Here is a 25,340-nt window from a genome sequence, read left to right as displayed (position 1 = left end):
GCACAAGACAGTGGATGACTGTGGTAGTGCCGTGATCTATGTCAGGAACATGACACACCCAATGGTTCGAAATTTCGGTCCACTTTCGGATCGCCGATGCCACGGATACTAGGGAGGTTCCGGTGCTTGTCAACTCCGTGGTTGGCGAATATTTCGACACTTCCAACGAATCATGCGAGACGCATTGACGGGATCACAACGCACCGCGGGCAGAAGCCGACCGCGCCCGAGGAAGGCGCGGACCGGCCTCGGCCCTGATGCCGGGTCAGCCGCCGCTGATGGTCAGGTTGTCGGTGTTGAAGTTGAGCCCGCCGGACGACGAGGTGATCTCGTAGCCGAACTGAACGTCGCCGATGGTCTCACTGCCGGGCATCCAGCCCTTGGTATAGGCGATCCACTGGAGGATCGGCTTGGCGTCCACGGTGCCGGAGTTGGAGTCGGACGTCCGCAGGAACGAGAACACCTGGTTGGACCCGTTGGTGCCCTTGTACACGTTCCAGTTGTGGCCGCCGAGCGTGACGTTGCCCTCGTAGCCGCCGATCGGGCCGACGACTCCGTTGTAGTTGACCCAGAGCATGATCTCGTACTGGTGGTCGGTGTCCCAGATGTCGTACGCCGTGTTGTACGCGCCGGACGACGGGACGCTGACGTTGTAGTTGCTGGTGAGCCAGCCGAGGGAGTCGATGGTCTTGTTGATCGTCTTCGTTGAGTTGGGGTAGGACTTGATGCCGCCGGTGTTGGGGTGGTCGGCCCAGACACCCCAGCCGGTGCCGGAGTTGGCCCAGACGCACTGACTGCCCGCGCCGGAGCCCCAGACGTTGTTGTAGAGCTTGTAGCCGTCGAGGTTGGCGCTGCCCCAGCGGTCGCAGGAGTTCCAGACCGCTGCCGAAGCGGGAGCGGAGGCGAGACCGACGGTGGCACCGAGAGCCATCGCCGGCGCCAGCACCGCCATGGTGATCTTGCGTATCGTGTTTGTGGCCATGGTGTCCCTTCCATGGGTGCGGAAATGCGGGGGTGTTACGTCACTCAGGCCGGGCATCAGGCGGGCTCTCCGTGCTGCACGCCGCGCCCGTTGGTGGCCAGGTAGACACGGCCGTAGGGGGAGAGAGGCCCACCGTCAGCCCTTGATGGCCCCCGTGAGCATGCCCTTCTTGAAGTGCCGCTGGACGAAGGGGGAGGCGACCGCGACGGGGACCAGTGCGAGGACCATGACCGCCATCTGTAGTCCCAGGCTGGAGAGTTCGCCGGTGTGGACCGCCTGCTGAAGGCCGGTCGGGGCTTCGGTGCCCTTCTGGACCAGTTGGATGAGCACGTTCTGCAGCGGCAGCATCTCCTGGTCGGTGAGGTAGATGGAGGCGTTGAACCAGGCGCTCCAGTAACCGACCGCGTAGAACAGGGAGATGACCGCGATCACCGCCCGCGACAGCGGCATGACGATGGTCAGCAGGATCCGCAGCTCGCCGGCTCCGTCGATGCGGGCGGACTCGGTGAGTTCGGGGGAGATTCCCATGAAGAAGGCCCGCAGGACAAGGATGTTGAAGACGCTCACTGCGCTCGGCAGGATCAGCGACAGATAGGTGTCGGTGAGGCCGAGCGCCTGCACGAGAAGGTACGTCGGGATGAGGCCGGCCCCGAAGAACATGGTGGCCATGATGGTCATCAGGAGGTACCGGTGCCCGAGGCTCCCCGGCCGGGAAAGGCCGTAGGCGCCGAGGACCGAGACCGCCATGGAGAACAGGGTGCCGAAGAAGGTGACCCCGACCGAGACCATGATCGCCCGGCTGACCTGGCCGCCGCCGAGCAGTTCCGTGTAGTTGACGAAGGTGATGCCGCGGGGGATCACGACCAGGCCGCCGACCTGGTCGATCACCGGTTTCGGGGAGAGGCTGGTGACGACGACGATCCACAGCGGACCGAGTACGCCGAGGCAGCACAGGAGCAGCAGGCCGCCCTTCGCGGTGAGTCCGGCCCTGCTGGGCGGCTCCTCCCACACCGGCCGGGGCGGCGCCTTGAGGCTGCGGATGAGCGTGGTGTTGAGACTCATTTCTTGTACACCCCCTGCTCGCCCAGGAGGTGTGCGAACTTGTTCGCGCCCAGGACGAGAGCGACGCCGATGAGCCCCTTGACGAGGCCGACCGCTGCCGCGTAACTGAAGTCGCCGTTCTGGATTCCCATGTTCCACACGTAGGTGTCGAGGACCTCACTGGCTCCCGCGCCGACCGCGTCCCGCTGGAGCAGGAACTGCTCGAAGCCGACGCTCAGCGCGTCACCCACCCGCAGGACCAGCAGGAGCGCGATCACCGGGCGCAGCGCGGGCAGCGTCACGTGCCACATGCGCCGCCAACGCCCGGCGCCGTCCATGGCGGCGGCCTCGTACAGATCCGTGCTGACGGCGGAGAGCGCGGCGAGGAAGACGATGATCCCCCAGCCGGCGTCCTTCCACACGGCCTCCGCGGTGACCAGCCACTTGAACAGGTCCGCATTGGTCATCAGGTCGAAGCCGCTCCAGCCGTGGCTCTCCAGGGTCTGGGCGATGATGCCCGCGCCGCCGAAGATCTGCTGGAAGATGGTGATCACAAGGACCCACGAGAAGAAGTGCGGCAGATACATGATCGCCTGTGCCACGGCCCGCACCCGGGGCCGGATCACGCTGTTGATGAGCAGCGCGAGGGCGATGGGCACGGGGAAGAACAGCACGAGCTGGATCCCGAACAGGACGAGGGTGTTCTGCGTGGCATCCCAGAACAGCGGATCCTCGACCATCCGCTCGACCTGCTCCAGGCCGGCCCACGGGCTGTGGAATATCGCCGTGATCCCGTTGCCGGCGATGTACGGGTCGTACTCCTGGAAGGCGATGACGTTGCCGAGCAGCGGGACGTAGTGGAAGACCAGCAGCAGCGCGATGAGCGGCAGCGTCATCAGGATGAGCGCGCGATCTCGGTGCCACCGCACTCGGAACGGGACCTTGCCGGCCTTGCCCGTCCCGCGCGGCGCCCGTCCCTTCGTCGCCTCCGCGGCGGCGCCCGCGGCCGCCGGCTCCTCCACGGCCGCGGGCGGACGGGTCCCGTCCGGCCTGCTCCCGGTGGTGAGCGACATCAGTTGCCACTGCCGTTTTTGTCCAGGAGCTCCTTGTACCAGTCGCGTAGCTTGTCACCGCCGGCGGACTTCCAGTTGGCGATGAAGGCCTGGACGTCGGACATCTTCTTGTTGCCGCGCACGTAGTCGATCTGCAACTGCTCCAGCTGGCTGGAGAGGTTGGCGTAGCGGGCCGGCTCGACGATGGTCATGCCGTAGAGGGAGGTCTTCTTCATGAAGGCACCCATCCGCTGCTGCCACTCGACCTGCGCGCGGGCGATATGGGGGAGGTCGGGGTGGGCCTCGTAGGGCGCCGGGTGCGCCAGCATCGTCCAGGCGTTGATCACCTCGCTGTTGCCCTGGTCGGTCTTGACCGGGGCGCCGTCCTCGACCGTGTAGTGGCTGCCCTCGACGCCGTAGTCGACGAGCATCCGTTCCTTGGTGCCGTAGGGCGCTGCCGCGAAGTTGGCGGCGGCCAGGGCGTTCTCGACCGTTTCCCTGGAGGCGCCCTTGCGGATCATCGACCAGATGTTGGCGGGCGCGGACGCGTACGGCGTCGGGTCGCCGCCGTCGGCGCCGAAGAGGTCCATGCCGTCGATCCGGAACTCCGGGTTGGCCTGGGCCTGTTCGGCGGCCTTGACGTACCAGAAGGACATGTCGCTGGTGCAGACCAGGATCTGTCCGGCGGTGAACCGCTGGCCCGCGTCGCCGGTGCGTGCCCTGTCGTCGGGGTGGACCACGCCGGCGTCGAACAGCTTGCGGACCCACGCCAGGGATTCGAGGTACTCGGGACGCTCGATGCTGTACCGCAGCTTGCCGTCGTCATCGATGTTCCAGTTGGGCGCGACGCCGAAGACGGCGCCCGCGATCCAGGCGATGTCGCCGCAGGCGTACACCTTGGCCCTGGCGCTGGTGGCGTCCTTGGCCCAGCTGAGGAACTCGTCGGCCGACTTGGGTACGGAGTACCCCTGCTTCTCGAAGATGTCCTTGCGGTAGTAGGGCACGATGAGGCTGGCCGGGGCGGTGGGCATCGGGATGCCGCGCAGCGCGCCGCCGAAGATGCCCATCCGCCAGGCGTCGGACGGTATCGCGGCCAGGTTCGGGTACTTCTTGACCTTGTCGCCCGCCAGGTAGGGGCCGAGGTCCATGAACTTCCCGGTGACCGCACTCGAGATCTTGTTGTTGTTCAGTTCCCAGCTGGGCACGACCACCATGTCGGGCAGGGAGCTGGAGGCGAGGACGGCTCCGAGCTTCTGGCCGTACGTCGTGCCGTTCTGGTTCTGCCAGGTGACCTTGGTGCCCGCCGCCTCGTCAACTGCCTTGTAGTACGCGCAGCCGGGCTTCGGCGGGGTGCCCCAGAAGGGCGACATGACCTTGAAGGGAGCACCGGTGCCGAGCTTGTCCGGGACCGAGACGGCGAGGGCCGCGAGGTCGGCCTTGCCGGTGTAGCCGGCCGCCGAACCGTTCTTCGCCGAGATGTCCGGCTTGGCGACCGTGCTGGCGACGTAGGTCGGGAGCAGCTTCTCGGCGGCCTTGCCCGACGTGGTGCCCTCTCGCGACTCGCTGTCCGAACCGCCGCAGGCGGTGAGCAGGGGCACTCCCCCGGCCACCGCTGCGGTGGCGACCGCCGTCGAGGCGAGGAAGCTTCTCCGGCTCGGTCCGGAGAAGGCGGCGTTCGGCATCATTGCGTCAACCCTTCGTGGCGCACCAGGACACCCGGCGGCGGGCCGTCGGCTGCGACGTGGTGACGGGAACTGGCTGATCCTCTGAAGCAGACATCCACTCACTGTGCTGCGATATACAGTCGAAGCGCTTCGATGTTGCTGTGAGGTTAAGTGAACGTCCATGGACACACAAGGGTGACTACCAAGATTGCTCCCATGTCTGGCCCGGGTTACGCCTTGGCCGCAAGGCAAGTCGAAGCGCTTCGAAAGCATTACGGCTTCACTTCAAGTAGATCCCAGGTATCGGCACGTATTCCGCACACATCACCAGCTTGTGCCGTAGTCAGCGCGCGGCCCGGTCCGCCGCTTCTCGGGTGATGTCGGCGTACAGGCGGAACAGGGCCGGGCGGGCTTCGCCGCCTCCGCGTTCGCGCAGGGCCGCCCAGCACCGGGCGATGACCTCCCGGGCCTCGGTGCCGGGCCAGGGCTGAGGCAGGAGCTGAGGCGGCAGCAGCGGGTCGGGCTCCATGGCGCGGGTGAGTTCGGCGGCCAGCTCGACCGCGATCGTGAGGAGTGCGGCCGGGGAGAGCGTGTCAGGGCCGGTGAGCCGCGCGAGACGAGGCCGGGCGAGACGGCCGAGGCGGTGGTAGCGGTCGGCGATCTCCCGCAAGGGCCACAGGTGGCGGGCGAGTTCGGCGGGCTCCTGGGTGGCGCCCCTGCGCAGGTCCGTCGTGGTGAGGAGCGTGAGCGAGCCGTGGGCGCCGAGGCGGTGGGCCGCTTCTTCGACGTACGGTTCCCAGGTGTTGGCGCAGACGTACAGTCCGCCCTGAAGCGGGGCGCCGCCGAGGTGGACGAGCGTCTCGCGCAGGGAGTCCCGGGCGGTGCGCGCCGATTCGGGCACCGCGAAGGCGGCCAGATGCCAGACACCGTCCCAGGGGGCGAGCCCGGCATCCTGCTGGAACGCGTGCCGCAGGAAGTCCGCGTTGGGGGCGAGGGCACGCGTGGTGTCCGCGCTCGCGCGCAGCTCCGCCTTGCGGCCTCGGCCCTCATGGGTGAACCGGCCTTCGGACACGAGCCGTTTGAGGCACAGGCGCACCTGCTGGTCGCTCATGCCCAGGGTGTTGGCGACGGTGTACAGCTCGTCCGCGTCGACGGTGCCGTCTTCGCGGATCAGCGCGTGGACGAGCATGCGGGTGGGGATCTCGATGTGGTCGGTCATGGGGTGCGCGGTCCTCTCGGCTCGTTCGCCCCGACAGGGCGGCGCATGGTGGTCACCGCGCCGAATCCCAGCAGACCGCGCAGGTAGGGCGTGCGCTCGGTCCGTACGGCCGTGAAGCCGCGCCGCTCGTACAGGGCTCTGGCCCGCGGGTTGACGTCGATCACGTCGAGTCTGATCTCCCGGCAGTCCTGCTCCGCCGCGACGGCGGCCACTTCCTCGATGAGCAGGCTCCCGACGCCGCGGCCGCGCAGGCCCGGGTCCACGGCGATGCCGTCCATGACGAGCTGTCCCGGCGCCGGGTGGCGTTCGAACAGGGCGAGGAGCAGGAGCCGGTGCAGTCCCCGCAGGTGTCCGTACGCGCGCAGCACGGCAGCGGCCGATCCCCCGGTGAGGGCCCGGCCGCCGAGCTGGTAGCCGGCGAGGCCGACGAGTTGGCCGTCGAGGAGCGCGCACACGGCGCGATCCGCGTTGAGGTGGGCGGCGAGGAACGGCACCGCCTTGTCCGGCGGGTTCAGGGCGGGGCCGAGTTTGCGGCCGAACGCGTCCCAGTAGAGCTCGGCCGCCCGCCGCTCGGCTCCGGCCGGAACACCCCGCCGGACCGTCACCGGTCCGATTCCGGTTCCGGCGCCCGTCGCGTCCAGTCCCATGCCATTCCCCCTCGTCTCCGTTGCTCGCTGCCACCCTTTCCTCAAAACTATCACCCCAGCAACGATCGTTTGTGTGGTGATAGTTTTTGGATGACGTGAACCCGAGCAGAGGCGGTCAGATCTCATGTCTCCAAAGATCCAGCCCCGGCGGCGCGGGCTCCGGGTCGCCGTGTGGTGCCTCGTCACGATCCTGGTCGTGACCGCGGGTCTCGTCGGTGTGGTGCTGTGGCAGAACACCTACGACATGGACGAGCGGCGGATCTCGATCCGCCACGGCGGTCACACCCTCAACGGTGTACTGGCCACTCCCAAGGACGGCCGCAAGCAGCACGGGCTGATCGTGTACGTCCACGGCGACGGCCCCGTGGACGCCACTCACGACGACGGGTACAAGCCCATGTGGGAGGCGAACGCCAAGGCCGGGTACGCCTCCCTGTCCTGGGACAAGCCCGGCGTCGCGGGCGCGTCCGGCAACTGGCTCGACCAGTCCATGGACGACCGGGCCGACGAGGCGGCCGCCGCCATCGCCTGGGCACGCGCCCGCCCGGACATCGATGGCGACCGGATCGGTCTGTGGGGCGCCAGCCAGGCGGGCTGGGTCCTGCCGAAGATCGCCGCCAGGACGACCGTGAGCTTCGTCATCGCCGTCTCGCCCGCGATCAACTGGCTCCGGCAGGGCCGCTACCACCTCCTCGCCGAGCTGCGCGCCGACGGCGCCTCGACGGCCCGTACCAAGGCCGCCATAGCCAGGAGCGACACCACCCGCCTGCTGCTGAAACGCCGCGCGACCTTCGAGGAGTACGTCAGGGCGATGGACGGCAACGCGAACGGCATGACCGCCGATCGCTGGAGCTTCATCACCAAGAACCACACCGCGGACGCCACGCAGGACCTCCGCGCGCTGCGCGGCATACCGTTGCTGCTGATCCTGGCCGGCCAGGACATCAACGTGGACACCGCCGACACGGAGCGCGTCTACCGCAAGGTGCTCGACGCGGGCGGCGCACTGGCGGTCGAGCGCTACCCGGACGCGGCCCATTCACTGCTCAAGCGGTCCATCGAACAGTCGGACCTCAGGACCACGCTCACCTTGGTCTTCTCCCCCCCGCTCACTCTTCGCGGACGGATTCCTGGACGGCCAACGACAGTTCCTCGAACATCCCGGCCGGAGCGGCAGTCCCGCTCCATGACACTCCCCCGGAGTCGCCCATGGCGCGTGGCGGCAGGCCGAAATGGAGTGGCGCCGCCGCTGCCCCCGTTGCTTGGATGCCCGGCGTGACTTCTGCCGCTTCTCACGACCACCCCGAACGGGCTTTGCTGGACCGGATCGAGGAGTACTACGACGCGATCCCGCGCCACGCCGCCCGCGTCGAGGACCACGGACCGCTCACCTTGTTCGTGCGGGAGGGCCAGGGCTGGCCCTTCTACGCACGTCCGACGCGGGGACGGCCCGGCCCGCTGGAGGCCGCCGACGTGCAGAAGGTCCGTGCCCGTCAGCGGGAGCTGGGGATCCCGGAGAGTTTCGAATGGGTCGCCGAGACCACGCCGACGCTGCGGACAGCGGCCGAGGAGGCGGGACTCGTGGTCCACGAACATCCGCTGATGGTGCTCGATCCCGGCACTCCCGCAGCGGCGTTGCCAGCGTTGCCGACGTTGCCCGGAAACATATCGGTGCGGATCGTGGGCGCGGACGATCCGATCCTGCCCAGCGCCCTGGCCGTTCCTCACCTCGCCTTCGCCGAACCTGGAACCCACGTCGGCCAGGCGGGGACGGCGCAGCTGGCGGAAGCGGCCGACGGCTGTGTCGCAGACGGAACGGTGGAACGCTTGGCGCTACGGATCCGGGCGGGTCTGACGGCGGTCGCCGCGGCCGTCGAGAACGGGGCGGCGCTGGCCACGGGCCAGCATCAACCGCTCGCGGGAATCAGCGAGATCGTCGGCGTCGGAACGCTCCCCGCGGCTCGCCGTCGCGGTCTCGGCCTCGCGGTCACCGCGGAACTGGTGGCCGACGCCCGATCGCGGGGCGCGGCAACCGTCTTCCTGTCGGCCGGTGACCACGACGTCGCGCGGATCTACGCGCGACTCGGCTTCCGCGAGATCGGGACGGCCCTGATCGCCGAGCCCGCGGAGACTGCCGAGTAGGTCCACCCCGGGGAGGGGTTGGGCCACCGAGCCCAGAGTGCGCCGGCAAGGCCCCAGAGTGCCGGTGGGCCGACGCCGGGCTCGTCGTCGGCCCACCGGCCTGTGTCCGGTGCCGCGCGGTGGCGAATGGCACCGGTCCTACGCGTCGGCCTCCGGTGCGGCGGCGAAGACGCGGACGTCCCAGGCGCCGAGCCGCACGGGCGTACCGGCCGGGACCGCGCTGCCGTCCAGGGCGTCGGTCAGGTCCAGCGGGGCCTGGGCGGTGGCGGGCTGCCAGTTCCAGTTGTGGACGACGTGGACGCGCCGGCCGTCGGGGGCGGTGCCGGTGGCGACGGTGACCGAGTCCGGCAGGTCCTGCCAGCCGCTGCCCGGGGTGGGCGCGAGCCACCCGGCGAGCGCGCGGGCCAGATCGCGGCCGGGCACGGTGCCCACGCAGGTGACGCGGCCCGCGCCGTGGCGGCGGGTGGTCACGGCGGGCCAGCGCCCGAAGTGCGGGTGGTCGTACTCGGCCAGGACGTCGGCGTCCTCGACGGCCAGGCCCTCCACCCAACGGGTGGCCACCGCGTCGGCGGGCAGCTGGAGCGGGCTGTCCGGCGCGGTGCGCAGCGGCAGGTCGGCGTGCAGGTTGCTGAACTCGTCGTACCGGACGCCCGCGGCCCGGACCAGTCGCGCCGGTGTCACCTCGTGGCGTGCCCGCGCCTCATGGTCGCCGTAGCCGGTGCGGGGACCGAGAACGAGGTGGCCGCCCGCCTCCGCGTAGGCGCCCAGCCAGTCGAGCATCCCGTCGTCCGCCACGTACAGCGCGGGAGCGATGAGCACGGGGTGCAGCTCGGCCGCCGACTCCGGTGCCAGTCCCGGTCGTTCGCCGCGCGGGTCGTGCAACTGGCGTGCGTGCAGGATCCGTACCTGGCGCCCCGCCTCGAACGCGCCCCGGTAGAACGGGGCGAAGATGCCCTCGTACGCACCCGCGTCCGGACCGCCGTCGGGACCCGCGAGCGGCGGGTACTTGTTCATCAGCCACTTGCTCGGCGCCGAGTACACCATCGCGATGTCGGCGTCCGGTGTGATCCCGGCGACCAGGTCTCCTGCCCGTTCGAACTCCGCTCCCAGGCGGGCGAGTTCACCGTAGGCGCGGCCCGGCCGTCCGCTGTGCGGGAGGATGCCGCCCCAGTACGTCTCGGTGCCGAAATGCAGCGTGTGCCAGTGCCAGTACTCGATCATGCGGGCCCCGCGCGCGACCAGCGCCCACGCGGCCTGCCGCCACTGTCCGTCGAAGGCGGGCCGGTTGTCCGAAGGGCCGCCGATGGCCTGGGCGTTGGTCTCCGTGATCAGGAACGGCTCCTGGCGCGAGGAGTAGATCCGGTCGGCGCTGTGGTGCAGCGCCCACGCCCCGTAATCCATCCACTGCCCCGGCAGCTTCTCGCGCGGCGGCTCCGGCATGGTGAGGCTGTCCTGCATGTCGTAGTACGGGTTGCCCGCGGTGACATCCAGGCTGTCGGTGAGTTCGTCGTCCTCCAGGCCGGGAGACCAGTAGGCCAGGCACGTCGTGACGAACTGGCCCGGCCTGGCGTACTCACGCACGATGCCGGCCTGCCAGGCGATGAACTCGGTGGTCTGCCGGGCCTGGAACGCCCGCCAGGCCAGGTCGTACTGCGGCTGTGCGTTGCCCTCCGGCTTCCACAGGTCGGCCCAGGTGGACAGCCGGTGCGACCAGTACACCAGCCCCCACTCGCGGTTGAGGGTCTCCACATCGCCGTACCGCTGACGCAGGTCGTCCACGAACCGCTGGAAGACACCGTGGTTGTGCGGCAGCCGCGGGCCCGGCTCGTTGTCGACCTGGAAACCGATGACCGCGGGATGGCCGGCGTAGCGGGCCGTGATCGCACGGATCACCCGCTCCGCGTGGAAGCGGAAGGCCGGGTGCGTGATGTCGACCTCCTGCCGGCCACCCCACGCGGCGCGCCGCCCGGTGGCGTCCTCGGCGGCGATCTCCGGGTACTGCCGGGCCAGCCACGGCGGCACCGCGTAGGTGGGAGTGCCGAGGACGACGGAGATACCGCGCTCGTGGGCGCCGTCGAGGACGGGTTGCAGCCAGTCGAGTTCGAACCGGCCGTTCTCCGGCTCCCAGGTGGACCAGACCGACTCACCGACGCGGATGACGGTGAACTTCGCCTCCGCCATGAGATCGAGGTCGGTCTTGAGCCGCTCGTACGGCTGGTACTCGTGGTAGTAGGCGGCGCCGAACAGGACGCGCGCGGGCAGATCAGTCATGAGGAGCCCTCGAGAGTCGTAGGGGGCATGGGGTTCATGGCAGCAGCAGCCCTCTCGTAGGGTGTCGAAGCGCTTCACCCGAGAACGCAAGGTAATCAGGATTTTCTGGCGAAACAAGGGGACGCTGGCAGTCGAAGCGCTTCACCAAAGCTCTCACTGCGCTTCTCGCCGGTCGGCCGCATGTCCCGAGCCCAAACCGTTCATCTGGTGGAAGATCACCGACGAAACCCCGCGCCTCCGGAGTGCCACATAACGTATGTCCATGCGCACACCCTCATCGCTGCTGCGAGCCTTCCGTCCTCAAGTCCAAGGCCGGCTCTACGACTTCTACGACGAGCTGCGGAGCACGGACGACCTGTTCTGGGACCATCGCCTGGACGCCTGGGTCGCGACCGGGCACGCCGTGGTCAGCAGCGCCGCGGGAGACCCCCGGCTGTCCTCGGTGCGCTACCCCGACATCGCGGCCGTCTCCGAGGAGCTGCGGCCGCTGGCCCGGGTCCTGAGCCGGCAGATGCTCTACAGCGATGCCCCCGATCACCCCCGGCTGCGGGCTCTGATCAGCAAGGCCTTCGCTCCCAGGGCGGTGGCGACACTCCGCGCCCGGATCGTCGAGGCCGTCGACCGGATCATCACCCATGCCGCGCCGACCGGTCGCATGGACATCGTCGCGGACCTCGCCCGGCCGCTGCCCCTCACCATCATCTGCGACCTCCTCGACGTGCCCCACCGGGACCGCCCCGCCCTGGCCGCCTGGTCCGAGCCGGTCGCCGAGGCCATCGGCAACTCCCGGCTCGACGCCGACGGCAACCGCGCGGCCTCGCAGAGCATGGCGGACCTGCTCACCTACCTCCGCGGGCTGCTCACCCGGCAGGACACCCCTCCGGCCCCGCACACTCTGCGCGCACTGATCGACGCACAGGCACAGGACACCGGCCAGGACCTCGACGAACTCCTCGCCAACTGCGCCCTGCTCCTGATCGCGGGCCACGAGACGACCACCCACTTCATCGGCAACGCCACCCTCGCCCTGCTCCGCCACCCGCAGGCGGCCGACCAGCTCCGCCGCCGCCCCGATCTGATGCCCGCCGCGGTCGAGGAGCTCCTGCGCTACGACGCCCCGGTGCAGCTGATGCTGCGCCGGGCCCGGCAGGACATGGACCTGGCGGGCCGCGCGGTCGGTGAAGGACAGACGGTGCTCCTGGTGTGCGGTGCCGCAAACCGGGATCCGGCCGTGTTTCCCGACCCCCATGTACTGGACTTCGGGCGGGCCGGCGGACGGCACATGGCGTTCGGGCACGGACCCCATTTCTGCCTCGGCGCGGCGCTGGCCCGGATGGAGGGCGCGATCGCGCTGGAAGCACTCCTCACCCGGCTTCCGGACCTGCGCCTGGACGGCACCGAGCCACAGTGGCAGCGCAGCCTCAACTTCCGTGGGCTCACCCGCCTGGACGTCGCTTTCGCCCCGGTCCCGGACGCACAGGACACAGGAGTGCAAGAACCGGTCGCCGGTCTGTCACGTGAGGCGGGCGGCCTTCAGGTGTGAACACGTGGGGCGGGGCCCGCGTTGTTCCAACCGGTGCATGCTCGCGGTCACTTACCCACCCGGTGCGGATGCGCGGCGTACACGCCCAGGATGCGCACCTCGGTGGAGAAGAAGCGCAGCTCGTGCAGGGCGAGGGCGATGCGCTCGTCGTCGGGGTGGCCCTCGATCTCGACGTAGAAGCGGCTGGCGTTGAGTCCGGCGCCGATCTGGTAGCTCTCGATCTTGGTGAGGTTGACGCCGCTGCTGGCGAACCCGCCCAATGCCTTGTACAGCGCGCTGGGGATGTTGCGCACGCTGAAGAACAGGCTCGTCATCGTCGGCTCCCCGGTGCGCGGGGCCAGGTCGGCGTCCCGGGACAGGACGACGAACCGAGTCGTGTTGTCCGGGTCGTCCTCGACCTCGGGCCGCAGCACCTCAAGGCCGTACAGTGCGGCCGCGGCGGGCGGGGCGAGCGCCGCGTGCCGCGCGTCGCCCAGCTCGGCCACCTCACGCGCCGCGCCCGCCGTGTCGTCGCTGACGAGAGTGCGCCAGCCGCCCTCCCGCAGCACCTTGCGGCACTGTCCCAGGGCGTGCACATGACTGCGTACGCACTCCACCTGGTCCAGGGTCGCGCCGGGCACCCCCATCAGGTCGAAGCGGATGGCCAGGAAGTACTCGGCGACGATGAACAGCCCCGACTCCGGCAGCAGATGATGCACGTCCGCCACACGTCCGGCCGCCGAGTTGTCCACCGGGATCACGGCGACGTCGGCTGTGCCGAGCGTCACGGCGTCCAGGGCCTGCTCGAAGCTCGTACAGGGCAGTTCACCACCCCCGGGGTAGAGGGCACGCGCGGCGGTCGCCGAATTGGATCCGGGTTCACCCTGATATGCGGCGATCGTCACCGTGTTCAGCCTTCCTGGGGAGGTTCTGTCGTGGCGGCAGAAGCTCCGTGGCATACCGCGCCTGCTGAAGTATCCGTGAAGTCGCCTCGCTCAGGCTCACCGGGGGTACCGGCCGCGGCTCCTGTCCGACACCGGCGTGTGTTAATGAGGCACCGATTTCCCAGGTGCCTACCACCCGCCCGCTCTTCTACCCTGTGCCGGGGCGGCTGAGCGGGGGATCGACGATGAGCATGTATTTCGACCTGGGTGACGAGACGCTGTGGAACCCGTCCAACGGTGCCGGGCGCCTGTTCCTACGGCAGGTCGAGGTCTTCGAGGCGGAACTCAAGCTGCCCTCGGGAATCGGGCAGGGCAAGCATTGGGGTGACCCGGGCACACTCGAGGTCGATCCGGCCCTCTACGCGGAATTCGCACGCGACCTGGTCGCCTGGCACTGCCGGACCGGACACTCCGTGATCCTCGCGCTTTCCGAGGGGTTCGTGGCCACGGCGGTCGCGCTCGCGCGGCGCGCCGGAATCGAGTTGGAGATGCCCGAACCGGGGTCCGGTCATGTGCCTGGCAGAGTCCGGCACGACGTGCAGGTTCCCGGCAATCCCCGGACCACGGCAGCTGATGTCGTCACCGCTCTGGACACCCGGGCGCGGGAGATGGACCGCTGGATGGCCCGCTGAGCCGGTGCTCGCCACCTGTCGGGGAGTTATCGGGTGGCGAGCCGCTCCAGCAGGGTGGCACTTCGTGCCAGCAACTCACGCTCTTCCTCGGTGAGTTCGGCCTCGATGGCCTGCGCGAGCCAACCAGCTCTGCGGCCGCGCTCCGCTTCGAGGGCGGCTCGGCCGGCGTCCGACAGGTCGACCAGCGACTTGCGGCCGTCCGTGGGGTGCGCCCGGCGGGTGATGAGGTTCTGTTCCATGAGCAGGCCGACCGCGCGGGCCATGGACTGGGGGCGTACGCGCTGATCGGTGGCGAGGTCGCTGGTAGTCATGGCGCCGTTGCGGTCGAGTGCGCCGAGCACGGCGACCTGACCCAGGGGGATGCGGTCCTCGTGTTTGACGCGTCGGGTGAGCTTGCCCATCGCGGTGCGCAGTTCGGTGGCGATGGCGGCGGCTTCCGGGGTGGGCATACGGCACTTTACCCCGTTGGCCAGCATTGCTGCGCAGCTGATCTGCACAGCAATGCTGTACAGCAAAACTGCACAGCATTGCTGTATGGTTTGGTGTTGTCGGGCTCAGCGCCAGCGTTGTCGCAGCCGGGGCCACGGCACACGACAACGGGGAGGAACTCCCATGTCCGCAGAGGCAGTCGGAAGCGTCGATGCCACCATCGAGGCCGTCATCGCCCGCCGGATCATCGACAGCCGGGGCAACCCCACGGTCGAGGTCGACGTCGTCCTGGCGGACGGGTCCCTGGGGCGCGCGGCTGTCCCCTCGGGCGCCTCCACCGGTGCCCGGGAAGCCGTGGAACTGCGCGACGGAGACTCCGCGCGCTGGCACGGCAAGGGCGTCGACCGCGCGGTGGCCCACGTCAACGGGGAGATCGCGGCGTCCGTGCGCGGCCTGGACGCGGCGGACCAAGCGGGTCTCGACGCCACGCTGGTCGCCCTCGACGGCACCGCCACGAAGTCCCGCCTCGGCGCCAACGCGATCCTCGGCGTCTCCCTCGCCACCGCCAAGGCCGCCGCGGCGGCCCACCGCCAGCCCCTCTACCGCTACCTCGGCGGCGCCGACGCCCACCTCCTGCCGCTGCCGATGATGAACATCGTCAACGGCGGCGCCCATGCCGACAATCCGCTGGATTTCCAGGAGTTCATGATCGCGCCCGTGGGTGCGGACACCTTCGCCGAAGCCGTCCGCATGGGCAGCGAGGTCTTCCATACTCTGCGCCGCGATCTGCTGGCCGCCGGGCACTCCACGGGCGTCGGCGACGAAGGTGGCTTCGCGCCCGCGCTGCGTACCGCCGAGGAGGCGCTCGACTTCGTGATGACCGCCATCGAGCGCACCGGCTACCGCTCCGGCACGGACATCGGCCTGGTCATGGACCCGGCGACGTCGGAGTTCTTCCGCGACGGGGTGTACGACTACGTGGGCGAGGGGGTGCGGCGCACCCCCTCCGAGCACGCCGACTACCTGGCCAAGCTCATCGACGCCTACCCGGTCGTCTCCATCGAGGACCCGATGGCGGAGGACGACCTGGACGGCTGGCGCGAGCTGACCGCCCGCGTCGGCGACCGCTGTCAGCTCACCGGCGACGACGTGTTCTGCACCAACGAGACCCTGCTGCGCGAGGGCATCCGCACCGGCGTCGGCAACTCGGTCCTGGTCAAGGTCAATCAGATCGGCACCCTGACCGAGGCGCTGGCCGCGGTGGCCACGGCCCACCAGGCGGGCTGGACGGCTGTCATGTCGCACCGCTCGGGCGAGACGGAGGACACCACCATCGCGGATCTGGCGGTGGCCACCGGCTGCGGTCAGATCAAGACCGGCTCACTCTCCCGCTCCGACCGCACGGCGAAGTACAACCAACTGATCCGGATCGAAGAGGAGTTGGGCGACTCGGCGCGCTACGCGGGCCGCTCCGCACTGCGTCGGGCGTAGCGGCACACACGCGCGGGGTTGGTGGCCGCGTGCCTAATTGTGTGAGATCTCGGCGACCTCGACCTTTTCGGAGCCTTCGCGTCGTATCCGTTCGGCTCCCCAGGCGCCGAGCGGTTCGAGCGCTTGGTTGAGGGTGTGCCCGTGCTCGGTCAGGGAGTACTCCACGCGTGGCGGCACCTCGGCGTAGACCTCCCGGTGCACCAGTCCGTCCTCCTCCATCTCGCGCAGATGCTGGGTCAGCATCTTCTCGCTCACTCCGGGCAGACCGCGGCGGAGTTGGGCGAAGCGACGTACGCGATGGGCGTCGAGCTCCCAGAGGATCAGCCCCTTCCACTTGCCGCTCACCACGTCGAGCGCGGCGTCGATACCGCAGATGTAGGGTCCGCATCTCGGCGCCCTGGCCATCACTGATCCCCTTACTAATAGGTAAGTACCGCAGAAAATAGTGGGTACTTCCAAGAATAGTGGCGCTCTCCGAGCATGGAGGGGTGAACGAACAACAGGACCACACCACCAGGCAGAACAGCGCTGTCACCGTGATCGGGCTCGGCCCGATGGGCCAGGCGATGGCCCGCACTCTCCTCGCCGCCGGCCACCCGGTCACCGTCTGGAACCGCACCGCCGGCCGGGCCGACGGCGTCGTCGCCGACGGAGCGACGCTCGCGGCGACACCGAGCGAGGCGGTCGAGGCGAGTGACCTCGTGATCCTCAGCCTCACCGACTACCAGGCGATGTACGACATCCTCGACAGTGCCACCGCGTCGCTCGCCGGCCGGACGCTGGTCAACCTGAGCTCCGACACCCCCGACCGCACCCGCACGGCGGCATCCTGGGCGGCGGGCCACGACGCCGTCTTCCTCAGCGGTGGTGTCATGGCCCCGGCGCCGATGGTCGGCACGGAGGCGGCGCACGTCTACTACAGCGGCCCCGCCGAGGTGATGGAGAACCACCGGGCGGCGTTGGCGCCGATCGGCGCACCGAGGTATCTGGGGGACGATCCGGGGCTCTCCCAGCTGATGTACCAGGCCCAACTCACGGTGTTCCTGACCACCTTGTCGGCTCTGATGCACGCCACCGCGATGCTGGGTTCCGCGGGCATGAAGGCCCAGGAAGCGCTGCCGGAGTTGCTCGCCACGGCCGACACGATCGGCGACATGATGCGGGCCGGTGAGGAGAACCCCGGTGTCGCGCTGGATGCCGGGGAGCATCCCGGCGACCTCAGCACGGTCACCATGATGGGTGCGACCTCCGACCACATCGTCGAGGCCAGCGTGGCACTCGGCCTCGACCTGGCGCTCCCCCAGGCCGTGCAGAGCCACTATCGGCGCGCGATCGAGGCCGGACACGGCGGCGACAACTGGACCCGCATCATCGACAGCATCCGAGGACAGCGCTGACGGAGTTCCGTGACCGGACACCGCCGGGGTGAGGTGCCTGCGGCCGCGGCCGTCCAGGACGCGACTCGGCACCGGAGGGTTGCTTGTGGCAGGGGTGGATGCCCGGTAACGGGCATCCACCCCTGCGTCTGTGCGTCCCCATGAGTCGGCGGTGTCCCAGCGGTGTCCCAGCATGACCGTGAACGGCAAGGCCCTCACGTGTTTCTGCGTCCCAGCGTCCCACCGGGCGGCCGAATCCTTGCCCGGTGCCGAAGCGTCCTGCGAGCTTCGGCACCGGGCCGGTCCTCTTCGAAAGCGGCCTCTGGCGCCTGGTCAACGGGCGCCGTGCGTCTTCAACGCGGAAATCGCGGAATCAACGGAAGGGTGGGCACATGCAATTACTCAGCAGCCTGCGCGGAGTCGCGGTCGTCGGAGCACTTGCCGGCACACTGGCGCTGGCATCTCCGACCGGTGCCGTCGAACGCTCGGGGAACGTTCGGGAGGCGGCACCGGCAGCTGTCACGAGGTACATCAGCAACGAGAACAGCATCGGGATCGGCGTGTCGAGGTACGTCGTCGGCAGCCCCAGCCGCCCCTACGACGCGATTCTCCCCGGCCATCAGCGAACCGACACCGCTCTCGGCTGGGAGACCGCCGCCTCCTGGTACCTCGGCCCGGGCTACTGCGGCGAAACGTGGAAGTACCAGGACGGCGCCTGGCGCTTCAGCCGCGGAGACAGGGGACCGATCGTGATTCCCGTGGGAGACATCCCAGGGCAGTCCGTCGACCGATGGGCGGCCCGGTACATCGCGCCTTGCTGAGATTGCACGAACGGTCTCGTTGAGAGGGCCGGCGTGTCATCGGTGCAGGCGAGAAAGCCCGTCGGCGACGATGCACGCCGGCCCGAGGCCATGCCGGGCGGAGGCCATGCCGGGCGGAGGCCATGCCGGGCGGAGAGTTCCGCTCTCCGCCCGGCATGCGATCAGGTCCGACCACGAGTCCACCAGGTAGGCCCTGTCTCCCGTACGGCCGAGCGATGTGATCACTCGATCGTGAGTTCCTCGTATCTCGTCGGCTGTGTGACGCGATCCTCGGAAGGGCGACGGGTGACCGGCGCCGTCTGGACACGGGGTGGGGAGAGGCCATGACGGAGGAAGAGGGACGGCGCGAGGGCGTGGTGGGGCTTGAGGGCCATGCGGTGCTGCTGGTGGCCGGTCTGGCCGATGTGGCCATGACCACGCTGGGATCGGCACTGGGGACCGTGCGGGGGCTGTTACGGCGCTCCGACGTCACCGAACTGGCGGCGGAGGCCGAGCAGGACCTCGTGGCGCGCGGGCGTCTGGTGCTGGACCGGTACGGGGCCGTCCCGCCGGCCCACCTGGAGGTCCTCGCCCGGCACGCGGCGGCCCGGAAGACGATCGATGGCGTCTGACCGGTGGGAGCCGGCCGCGTTCAAGGCCCGCGTCGACGAGGTACTGCACCGGGTCGTCGCCCAGGAGGCCGGCCGGTTCGCGGCGATCGATCCGAGCCTGGACCCGGTGGCCGAGCAGGTGGAGGCGGCGGTCGCGGACGGCAAACGGCTGCGAGCGGCGTTCTGCTACTGGGGCTGGCGCGCGGTGGGGCAGCCGGACAGTGACGCGCTGGTGCGGGCGGCGGCCTCCATGGAGTTGGTGCATGCCGCCGCGGTCGTGCACGACGACCTCATCGATGACAGCCCGTTGCGCCACGGCCGGCCCACCGCGCACATCGCGCTGCGCGATGCCGTACGCCGCGGGCCTCGTGCCGTCGCCGCCGCGCGGTCACTGGCGATGCTGGTCGGGGATCTGCTGATGTCGCTGGCCGGGCAGGTGTTCGCCACCAGCGGTCTGCCCGCCGCGTATCTGTCCCGGGCCCGCCCGTTGTGGTCGGTGCTGGCCCGGGAGCTGATCGCGGGCGAGTGCCTGGAGATCCTGCGTACCGGCGCCGGCCCGGACACCACGGCATCACTGAAGGTGATCCGCTACAAGACCGCCAAGTACACCGTCGAACAGCCCCTGTTGATCGGCGGCACCCTGGCCGGCGCCGGGGCGCGGCTGCGCGAGGGCTACTCCGCCTACGGGCTGCCGCTGGGCGAGGCGTTCCAGTTGCGGGACGACCTGCTCGGCCTGTTCGGGGACCCTGAGCGCACCGGCAAGGCCAACGCCGACGATGTGCGCGGCCACCGGCCCACGGCCCTGCTCGCCGAGACCTGGCGCCTGGCCGGTGACGCCGAGCGGGAGCTGCTGCGCACTCTCCTGGGCCGACGCGACCTGGACGACGAGGGCTTGGACACCGTCCGTGAGGTGATGCGCCAGCTGAAGGCGCCCGACCGTATCGAGGACATGATCACCGCGCGGGTCGAGGAAGCCCTCGACGCCCTCCATCAGCTGGACGTACCGGCGCCCGCCGCCACTGCCCTGACCGCCCTGGCGCATTCGGCGGCCGTCCGTCTGTCGTGACCGCGCGGCACCGTGAAAAGCAAGGAGCCCTGCCATGCACCACACCGAGACATCGATGGACGCCCTCCGGCACGCCGGTGACGAACTCGCCGACGCCACGGTCGCCACCCTCTTCGAACGCGGTGAAGTGGGCACCTTCAACGCCCTGATGCGCTACGTCTCCACAGCCGGCGCTCCCCTGCCCGACGGACTGCCCGACGTGGCGCGGGAGTACCTGGAAGCCACCCGAGTGCCGCCGGCCTGGGTGGACTGGGCGGAGATGGAGAAGGCACGGCTGTTCTTCATCGACAACAACGTGCACATCTCCACCGCGCTGTCCTTCGCCGCCATGCCCGCCTGCTATGTCGTCCCCCACGTGGCACGGCTGCTGTCGGCCACCCACGGCCTGGAGTACCCCTCCAAACGCATGGCCGAGACCGGCCAGTTCACCGTCTACCTGATGCAGCCCGACGCCTTCGAGGCCGGCGGCCGCTTCATCCCCGCGGCCCAGAAGGTACGCCTTCTGCACGCTTCGATCCGACACCACCTGGCACGCGAGGACCGGTGGGACACCGGCGCGCTGGGAACGCCGATCTGCCAGGAGGACATGATCGGCGGGCAGATGTTCTTCTCCCTGCTCGTCCTGGACAGCCTGCACCGCCTCGGCATCCACATGTCGGCCGAGGGCGCGGACGCGTACTACTACGCCTGGCGTGTGGTCGGCGCCATGCTCGGCGTCGACCAGGACGCCGTACCGAAGTCACTCGACGAGGCACGCCGGTTCCTCGACCAGTACATGGTCCGGCACATGGGGCCGTCCGAGGAGGGCGCACATCTGACGCGGCAGCTCATCGACCTCTACGAGGAGGTGGTGCCCGGCACCTTCTTCGACCCGATCGTCTCCGCTCTCATCCGGTACCTCGTCGGCGACACCTGCGCCGACTGGCTTCACGTGCCCCGCACTTCGTGGGACGCGGTCGTCAAGGCCGTACCGCACCTCCTCGGCGTCCTGGAGACCATCGAGGACCGCTCCCCGCTCGGCGCCTGGGCGTTGGACCGCCTCGGTCACCTCACCACCGTCCTCGAACTGTCCTCACTCACCCGCGGACGTGTCATGCACTACGCCATCCCCGAACAGCTCAAGAAGGACTACGGCATCACCAGCGCGGTGCCCCGCACCCACCGGTGGATCCCACCGGCCGCCTCGGTCTCCTGAGCAGCCCACACCCAGGGCCGCATGCCGACCGTCCCGACCGTCACCACGCCTCAACTGTCCATTCCTCCGGTCAAGTTCACGCGTCCGCTGCCCTCCGGCCCGCCTCCGCGATCATCTCGATCAGGCGGTGGGCCGCGTTCTCGTCGGAGTCGATTCCTTCGATCTCGGTGGGCAGCGTCGCCGAGCAGGGTCACCCCCGGCACCCGGTCTCCGCGCGGCGGCGTCGGTGAAGTCGATGTCGGTGAACCAGTCCAGCGGCCTGGACAGGCTCACGTAGGCGTGCAGGGTGTCGCCGCTCTCGCGGTGGGCGAAGATGTCCGCGCCCGGCGAGGGCGCGATCAGCATCCCGCCGCCGACCGCTTTCGCGGCGGCCGGGTGCCGGGTGTCGGCGCCGAACAGGTAGGTCTCGGCGACCGATGTGCCGGCGTACTCGGGCCTCGCGCTGGACAGCAGTGGCCGGCCCCGTGACCACGCGCCGCCCGCGCCGCCCGCGCCGCCCGCGCCGACCAGCAGGCCGGTGACGAAGGTCGTGCCGTCGGCGAACGTCACCTCGGGGCGGCCACCGGTGCCGTCGTCCGGCTTGTCGAGCAGGACGGTGCCGTCCCGGCCGAGGACCCGCATCGCCCGGCGGCCCTCCAGGATGATGGCGTGGAAATCGAGCCACCCGGTGAGCTCCGGACGGCCACCTCCGGAAAGATGCCAGGCCCCACCGACGAGCCACCGACAGTGCCCGACAGGTGACCTACACTCCCTCCTGACGACATCAAGCCACACTCAGGCAGAACAACTCGCGCCAGTCGTACGTACTATCACTACGGCAGGGTCCGGCGCTTCGGACATGGTCACCGCCCCACAGTCATCACTGGGGGCTTGGAGGTGGCACATCCTTCAACTCCCGCCTCGAATCGAAGAAGGAGCATTCGATGTCTCAGAACCCCTCCGTCAGCGAACTGACATCACAGTACGCCGCTCAAGTAACCGCCGACCTTGAGCGCAATGCCAAGGAGCAGGAACGCATCGGTGGGGAAATCGCGTCCCTTCAGGAACAACTGACCGCCCTCCAACGTGACCATGCCGTGCTGGTCAGCATCCAGCAGGCGATCGACATCGCACCGGCTTCCGCAGAACCCGCGGCCCCGTCGGCCGATGTCACGGTGCCTGCCCCCCGTAAGAAGGCGGAGGCCAAGACCGGCAAGGACAAGCGCGCGGGGACGAAGACGGGCACCCGCCGCACCGCTCGCTCCGCAACCGCGAAGGCGGCTGCCACGAAGCCTGCGGACAAGGCCGAAGGTGCGAAGTCGGCACAGCCGACGCTGGTCGACCTGGTCCGCCGTCACCTCGGCGAGCAGCGGGAACCACGTTCCGCCGCCGAGATCGCCACAGCGCTGGGCGCGGCCCACCCCGAACGCGGCGTCAAGACGACCGTGGTGCGCACGACACTCGAAGGGCTGGTCGCCAAGACCCAGGCGCACCGCACCAAGCAGGGATCATCGGTCTTCTACACCGCTGCCGACGCATCGAAGCAGGCCGCACCGTCGCAGTCCGAAGCGCAGCCCGTGCCCACCGACGCCTGACATCAGGAACGCCGCCGCCTCTGTCAGGCGCGCTGCCCTGACAGAGGGGGCACGGGAGTTCGTCGGAGCCGTGCGCGCCGAGACGTCAGCCTGGCGCTCGTCCGCGACGTACTCACTTCGAGTGCGGCCGGCCGTCCCGGACCCATGTCACCCCGACCAGAGCCGCGGTGACATACATCAGGGCGCTGAAGGGCCTGAGTCGTCCCGGGCCTGGTTCACTCTTGACGCGCTGGGTGGGTTCGAGTCTCTCGATGAGAGGGAGGACGAGGACGACACGTTGGCGAGCAGTCGGAGCTGACGCGTCCGCGCTGCCTAGTCGGCGAGTGGGGCGGTGCGCTCGTGGCACAGGGCGTTGTCCACCAGCGTGTGCGCGAGCTTCTCCTGCCCGAGCGCGCTGTCCATCTGGTTGAACTGAGTGGACATGGCGACCACCACGCTGCGTCGGCCGTCATCCGCGACGCCGTTTCGTGTCCGGTAGCCGAGTTGGTCCCCACCGTGGGTCCAGTAGGTGCCGCCGCACGACAGCGGGCGGGAGGAGAGGCCGAGTCCGTAGCGGGCGCCCGGCATGATCTGGTTGGTCTCCTCGTCCACCGGGACCGTGCGCTGCATCTGCCTCAGCAGCTCCGGGCGCAGCAGCCGGCCACCGAGCAGGGCGCGGACGAAGCGGTCGAGGTCGGCGGTGGTGGAGATGAGGCCGCCCGACGCGTCCGCGTCGATCAGTTCGGTGACGTCCACCAGGGGGCCGCCGGACTCGAAACGCTGGTAGCCGCGCAGGTGCGGTCGGGGCAGGGTGGCGGAGGTGCCGGGCCATACGGTGTGGTGGAGGCGGAGCGGGCGGATGATCCGCGTGCTGACCTCCTCGTACCACGGTCGGCCGGTGACCTTCTCGATGACCAGACCCAGCACCGCGTAACCGGTGTTGGAGTAGCTCCATCCCCGGCCCGGCTCGAACACCGGCCTGTGCCGCATGGCCAGGGCCACGATCTCCTCGGGGGTGTGGATGTCGTAGCGGTGGGCGTAGTACTCCTCGGCGGAGTCGAAGCCGGGGTAACTCTCGTCGGAGATGCCGCTGGTGTGCTGGAGGAGCTGCCGGATGGTGATCCTGTCGCCGCGGTTGCCGTTGCCCCGCAGCACGCCGGGCAGTCGGCGTTCCACCGTGTCGTCCAGCCCGAGTCTGCCCTCCCCCACCAGGTGCAGGACGACGGTGGCGACGAACGTCTTGTTGATGCTGCCGATCCGGAAGTACGCCGTGGGCGGGACCGGGCGGCCGGTCCCGATGTCGGACACCCCGCTGGACGCGACCACGCTCCTGCCTGCGGAGCCGGTCGTCCGCGCCTGGACGCCCGCGACCCCGAGCGCCGCGATCGCGTCGGTGTCGCGTTGCAGCGCGGTCCGGTCGTTCCCCCGTTCCCGCCCCGACGCCGCCTCGGCCGGAACTCCGGCCAGACTTGTCACCGCGGCCAGCGCCACGGCACCTGTCACGAACTTTGACCTCATACGCATGCAGTGAAGTCTCAACGGCACGGAATAGGGGTGGCCATGCAGGTGTCCACCGGACCTCCGGTGGGGCAAGCCCCCCTCATCGGCTGCCGGACGAACCGACGCGGCAACACCGCGGCTGCCGGCTCCCGCCGTTCAGTCCAGGTCGGACATGTCGAGTACGAAGCGGTAGCGGACGTCGTTGCGCCGGAGGCGGTCGAGGGCGTCGTTCACGCGCGCGGAGGGGAGCAGTTCGATGTCGGCGGTGATGCCGTGCTGGGCGCAGAAGTCGAGCAGGGCGGCGGTCGCGAGTCTGCCGCCGCTGCCGGCGGAGCTGAGTTTCTTGCGTCCTATGAGCAGGTCGGTGGTCTCCACGGTGACGGGTCCGAGGTGTCCGAGGTGGCTGAGCGTCCCGTCCATGGCGACCAGGCGCAGGTAGGGGCCGAGGTCGTGCGGAGCGGAGATGGTGTCGATGACGACGTCGAACCGGTCGCGGGCGTCCGCCATCTGTTCCGGGTCCGTGGAGACGACGAGATCGCGGGCGCCGAGACGTCGAGCGTCGTCGGTCTTGTCCGGTGAGCGGCTGATGACCGAGGTGTCGGCGCCGAGCGCCACGGCGATCTTGACCGCGAGATGGCCCAGGCCGCCCAGTCCCGCCACGGCTACGCGGGCCCCCGGCCCCACGCCGAGGGCGTACAGCGGTTCCCAGACGGTGATCCCGGCACAGAGCAGCGGAGCGGCGGCGGCCGGGTCGAGACCTGCGGGGAGGGGGTGGGCGAAGCGGTCGCGGACGACGTACTCACGGGAGTAGGCACCCAGGGTGGTCGATCCGTCGTGCCGGTCCACGCCGTCGTAGGTCAGGGTCGGGAAGGCGTGGCAGAAGTTCTCCTGGCCGGCCCGGCACATGGCGCACGCGTCGCACGAGTCGACGATGTTGCCCACGGCGACCGGGTCGCCGACGGTGAAGCGGGTGACCGCGGTGCCGGTCTCGGTCACCACGCCCGTGAACTCGTGTCCCGGCACCAGGGGCCGGCCGGGCTCGCCGTCCCTGGTGCTGACGGCGTGGACATCGGTGTGGCAGACACCGCAGTAGTCGACCCGGACCGCGAGGTCGTCGGGACGCAGGTCGCGTCGTTCCAGCGGCGTCCGCCGCAGGATCGACGACGAGGCCTCCCACTGCCAGCCGACGGTTTTCCTCATGAC

At 69.6% G+C, this 25,340-nt stretch carries 24 protein-coding genes and 1 pseudogene; 11 read left to right on the top strand and 14 right to left on the bottom strand.

Annotated features, from left to right (window positions below; translation table 11 throughout):
- Nucleotides 1–265 precede the first annotated feature (265 nt).
- The 6 genes from SLINC_RS43710 to SLINC_RS43685 form a co-directional block, all read right to left on the bottom strand.
- Nucleotides 266–982 carry a glycoside hydrolase family 12 protein gene (locus tag SLINC_RS43710; protein ID WP_067443993.1) on the bottom strand — a complete coding sequence of 239 codons (717 nt, stop codon included), beginning with the start codon at nt 980–982 and terminating at the stop codon, nt 266–268.
- A 135-nt stretch (nt 983–1,117) separates the two neighbouring features.
- Complete coding sequence (locus SLINC_RS43705) at nt 1,118–2,044, bottom strand: carbohydrate ABC transporter permease (RefSeq protein WP_067443991.1); 927 nt, start codon at nt 2,042–2,044, stop codon at nt 1,118–1,120.
- Complete coding sequence (locus tag SLINC_RS43700; protein WP_067443989.1) at nt 2,041–3,096, bottom strand: ABC transporter permease; 1,056 nt, start codon at nt 3,094–3,096, stop codon at nt 2,041–2,043. Before SLINC_RS43700 ends, SLINC_RS43705 begins: the two co-directional genes overlap by 4 nt.
- Nucleotides 3,096–4,760, bottom strand: a complete 1,665-nt coding sequence (locus tag SLINC_RS43695; protein WP_067443986.1) for an extracellular solute-binding protein — start codon at nt 4,758–4,760, stop codon at nt 3,096–3,098. The genes SLINC_RS43700 and SLINC_RS43695 overlap by 1 nt, the downstream gene beginning before the upstream one ends.
- Nucleotides 4,761–5,082: 322 nt before the next feature.
- Nucleotides 5,083–5,958 (bottom strand): PaaX family transcriptional regulator C-terminal domain-containing protein, encoded by an 876-nt coding sequence (locus SLINC_RS43690; protein WP_067443984.1) that lies wholly within the window; start codon nt 5,956–5,958, stop codon nt 5,083–5,085.
- Nucleotides 5,955–6,605 (bottom strand): GNAT family N-acetyltransferase, encoded by a 651-nt coding sequence (locus SLINC_RS43685; protein WP_067443982.1) that lies wholly within the window; start codon nt 6,603–6,605, stop codon nt 5,955–5,957. The genes SLINC_RS43690 and SLINC_RS43685 overlap by 4 nt, the downstream gene beginning before the upstream one ends.
- Before the next feature lie 124 nt (nt 6,606–6,729).
- Here SLINC_RS43685 and SLINC_RS43680 point away from each other — a divergent pair, with 124 nt between their 5' ends.
- Nucleotides 6,730–7,884, top strand: coding sequence for an alpha/beta hydrolase family protein (locus SLINC_RS43680; protein WP_335743785.1), 1,155 nt, complete (start codon nt 6,730–6,732; stop codon nt 7,882–7,884).
- Entirely contained in the window at nt 7,872–8,747 is an 876-nt protein-coding gene (locus tag SLINC_RS43675; RefSeq protein ID WP_067443980.1) for a GNAT family N-acetyltransferase, read from the top strand. Before SLINC_RS43680 ends, SLINC_RS43675 begins: the two co-directional genes overlap by 13 nt.
- 138 nt (nt 8,748–8,885) lie before the next feature.
- Here the strand turns inward: SLINC_RS43675 and SLINC_RS43670 are convergent, their stop codons facing one another.
- Nucleotides 8,886–11,018 carry a beta-galactosidase gene (locus tag SLINC_RS43670; RefSeq protein ID WP_067443978.1) on the bottom strand — a complete coding sequence of 711 codons (2,133 nt, stop codon included), beginning with the start codon at nt 11,016–11,018 and terminating at the stop codon, nt 8,886–8,888.
- Nucleotides 11,019–11,280: 262 nt separating this feature from the next.
- Here SLINC_RS43670 and SLINC_RS43665 point away from each other — a divergent pair, with 262 nt between their 5' ends.
- Nucleotides 11,281–12,561 (top strand): cytochrome P450, encoded by a 1,281-nt coding sequence (locus SLINC_RS43665; RefSeq protein ID WP_067446481.1) that lies wholly within the window; start codon nt 11,281–11,283, stop codon nt 12,559–12,561.
- A 47-nt stretch (nt 12,562–12,608) separates the two neighbouring features.
- Here the strand turns inward: SLINC_RS43665 and SLINC_RS43660 are convergent, their stop codons facing one another.
- Nucleotides 12,609–13,445 (bottom strand): prephenate dehydratase, encoded by an 837-nt coding sequence (locus tag SLINC_RS43660; protein WP_067443976.1) that lies wholly within the window; start codon nt 13,443–13,445, stop codon nt 12,609–12,611.
- Between the two features lie 224 nt (nt 13,446–13,669).
- Between SLINC_RS43660 and SLINC_RS43655 the strand changes: the two genes are divergently transcribed.
- Nucleotides 13,670–14,116: a DUF6086 family protein gene (locus tag SLINC_RS43655; RefSeq protein WP_067443974.1), complete on the top strand. Its 447-nt coding sequence runs from the start codon at nt 13,670–13,672 to the stop codon at nt 14,114–14,116.
- Nucleotides 14,117–14,142: 26 nt separating this feature from the next.
- Here the strand turns inward: SLINC_RS43655 and SLINC_RS43650 are convergent, their stop codons facing one another.
- Nucleotides 14,143–14,565, bottom strand: coding sequence for a MarR family winged helix-turn-helix transcriptional regulator (locus SLINC_RS43650; RefSeq protein ID WP_067443972.1), 423 nt, complete (start codon nt 14,563–14,565; stop codon nt 14,143–14,145).
- A gap of 163 nt (nt 14,566–14,728) precedes the next feature.
- Between SLINC_RS43650 and eno the strand changes: the two genes are divergently transcribed.
- On the top strand, nt 14,729–16,036 hold the full coding sequence (gene eno, locus SLINC_RS43645) for a phosphopyruvate hydratase (protein ID WP_067443970.1): 1,308 nt from the start codon (nt 14,729–14,731) through the stop codon (nt 16,034–16,036).
- A 33-nt stretch (nt 16,037–16,069) separates the two neighbouring features.
- Here the strand turns inward: eno and SLINC_RS43640 are convergent, their stop codons facing one another.
- The gene (locus SLINC_RS43640) at nt 16,070–16,441 is read right to left on the bottom strand and encodes a winged helix-turn-helix transcriptional regulator (protein WP_067443968.1); all 372 of its coding nucleotides are present in this window, start codon (nt 16,439–16,441) and stop codon (nt 16,070–16,072) included.
- A gap of 83 nt (nt 16,442–16,524) precedes the next feature.
- Between SLINC_RS43640 and SLINC_RS43635 the strand changes: the two genes are divergently transcribed.
- The 5 genes from SLINC_RS43635 (at nt 16,525) to SLINC_RS43615 (ending at nt 21,084) form a co-directional block, all read left to right on the top strand.
- Complete coding sequence (locus SLINC_RS43635; protein WP_067443966.1) at nt 16,525–17,433, top strand: NAD(P)-dependent oxidoreductase; 909 nt, start codon at nt 16,525–16,527, stop codon at nt 17,431–17,433.
- 371 nt (nt 17,434–17,804) lie between these two features.
- A complete protein-coding gene (locus tag SLINC_RS43630) occupies nt 17,805–18,233 on the top strand; it encodes a hypothetical protein (protein WP_067443964.1) in 429 nt (142 codons plus the stop codon).
- A gap of 323 nt (nt 18,234–18,556) precedes the next feature.
- The gene (locus SLINC_RS43625) at nt 18,557–18,844 is read left to right on the top strand and encodes a polyprenyl synthetase (RefSeq protein WP_067443962.1); all 288 of its coding nucleotides are present in this window, start codon (nt 18,557–18,559) and stop codon (nt 18,842–18,844) included.
- The gene (locus SLINC_RS43620; protein ID WP_067443960.1) at nt 18,834–19,889 is read left to right on the top strand and encodes a polyprenyl synthetase family protein; all 1,056 of its coding nucleotides are present in this window, start codon (nt 18,834–18,836) and stop codon (nt 19,887–19,889) included. The genes SLINC_RS43625 and SLINC_RS43620 overlap by 11 nt, the downstream gene beginning before the upstream one ends.
- A gap of 34 nt (nt 19,890–19,923) precedes the next feature.
- Nucleotides 19,924–21,084, top strand: a complete 1,161-nt coding sequence (locus tag SLINC_RS43615; protein WP_067443958.1) for an oxygenase MpaB family protein — start codon at nt 19,924–19,926, stop codon at nt 21,082–21,084.
- Nucleotides 21,085–21,251: 167 nt separating this feature from the next.
- On the opposite strand, the pseudogene SLINC_RS43610 reads toward SLINC_RS43615, so the two are convergent.
- Nucleotides 21,252–21,741, bottom strand: a pseudogene (locus SLINC_RS43610) (FAD-dependent monooxygenase); the annotation flags it as partial.
- Nucleotides 21,742–22,007: 266 nt separating this feature from the next.
- Here SLINC_RS43610 and SLINC_RS43605 point away from each other — a divergent pair.
- Nucleotides 22,008–22,658 (top strand): hypothetical protein, encoded by a 651-nt coding sequence (locus tag SLINC_RS43605; protein ID WP_067443954.1) that lies wholly within the window; start codon nt 22,008–22,010, stop codon nt 22,656–22,658.
- Nucleotides 22,659–22,770: 112 nt separating this feature from the next.
- Here the strand turns inward: SLINC_RS43605 and SLINC_RS50115 are convergent, their stop codons facing one another.
- The 3 genes from SLINC_RS50115 to SLINC_RS43595 form a co-directional block, all read right to left on the bottom strand.
- Nucleotides 22,771–23,004, bottom strand: coding sequence for an SCO3870 family protein (locus SLINC_RS50115; RefSeq protein ID WP_107406765.1), 234 nt, complete (start codon nt 23,002–23,004; stop codon nt 22,771–22,773).
- Nucleotides 22,971–24,161 (bottom strand): serine hydrolase domain-containing protein, encoded by a 1,191-nt coding sequence (locus tag SLINC_RS43600; RefSeq protein WP_237282027.1) that lies wholly within the window; start codon nt 24,159–24,161, stop codon nt 22,971–22,973. The genes SLINC_RS50115 and SLINC_RS43600 overlap by 34 nt, the downstream gene beginning before the upstream one ends.
- A gap of 132 nt (nt 24,162–24,293) precedes the next feature.
- Nucleotides 24,294–25,337, bottom strand: a complete 1,044-nt coding sequence (locus tag SLINC_RS43595) for an NAD(P)-dependent alcohol dehydrogenase (RefSeq protein ID WP_067443950.1) — start codon at nt 25,335–25,337, stop codon at nt 24,294–24,296.
- Nucleotides 25,338–25,340 lie beyond the last annotated feature (3 nt).

This window comes from Streptomyces lincolnensis, assembly GCF_001685355.1.
GTDB classification, from domain to species: Bacteria; Actinomycetota; Actinomycetes; order Streptomycetales; family Streptomycetaceae; genus Streptomyces; species Streptomyces lincolnensis.
Note: the sequence above shows the minus strand (reverse complement) of the source record. Positions and strands in the feature narration are given on the sequence as shown.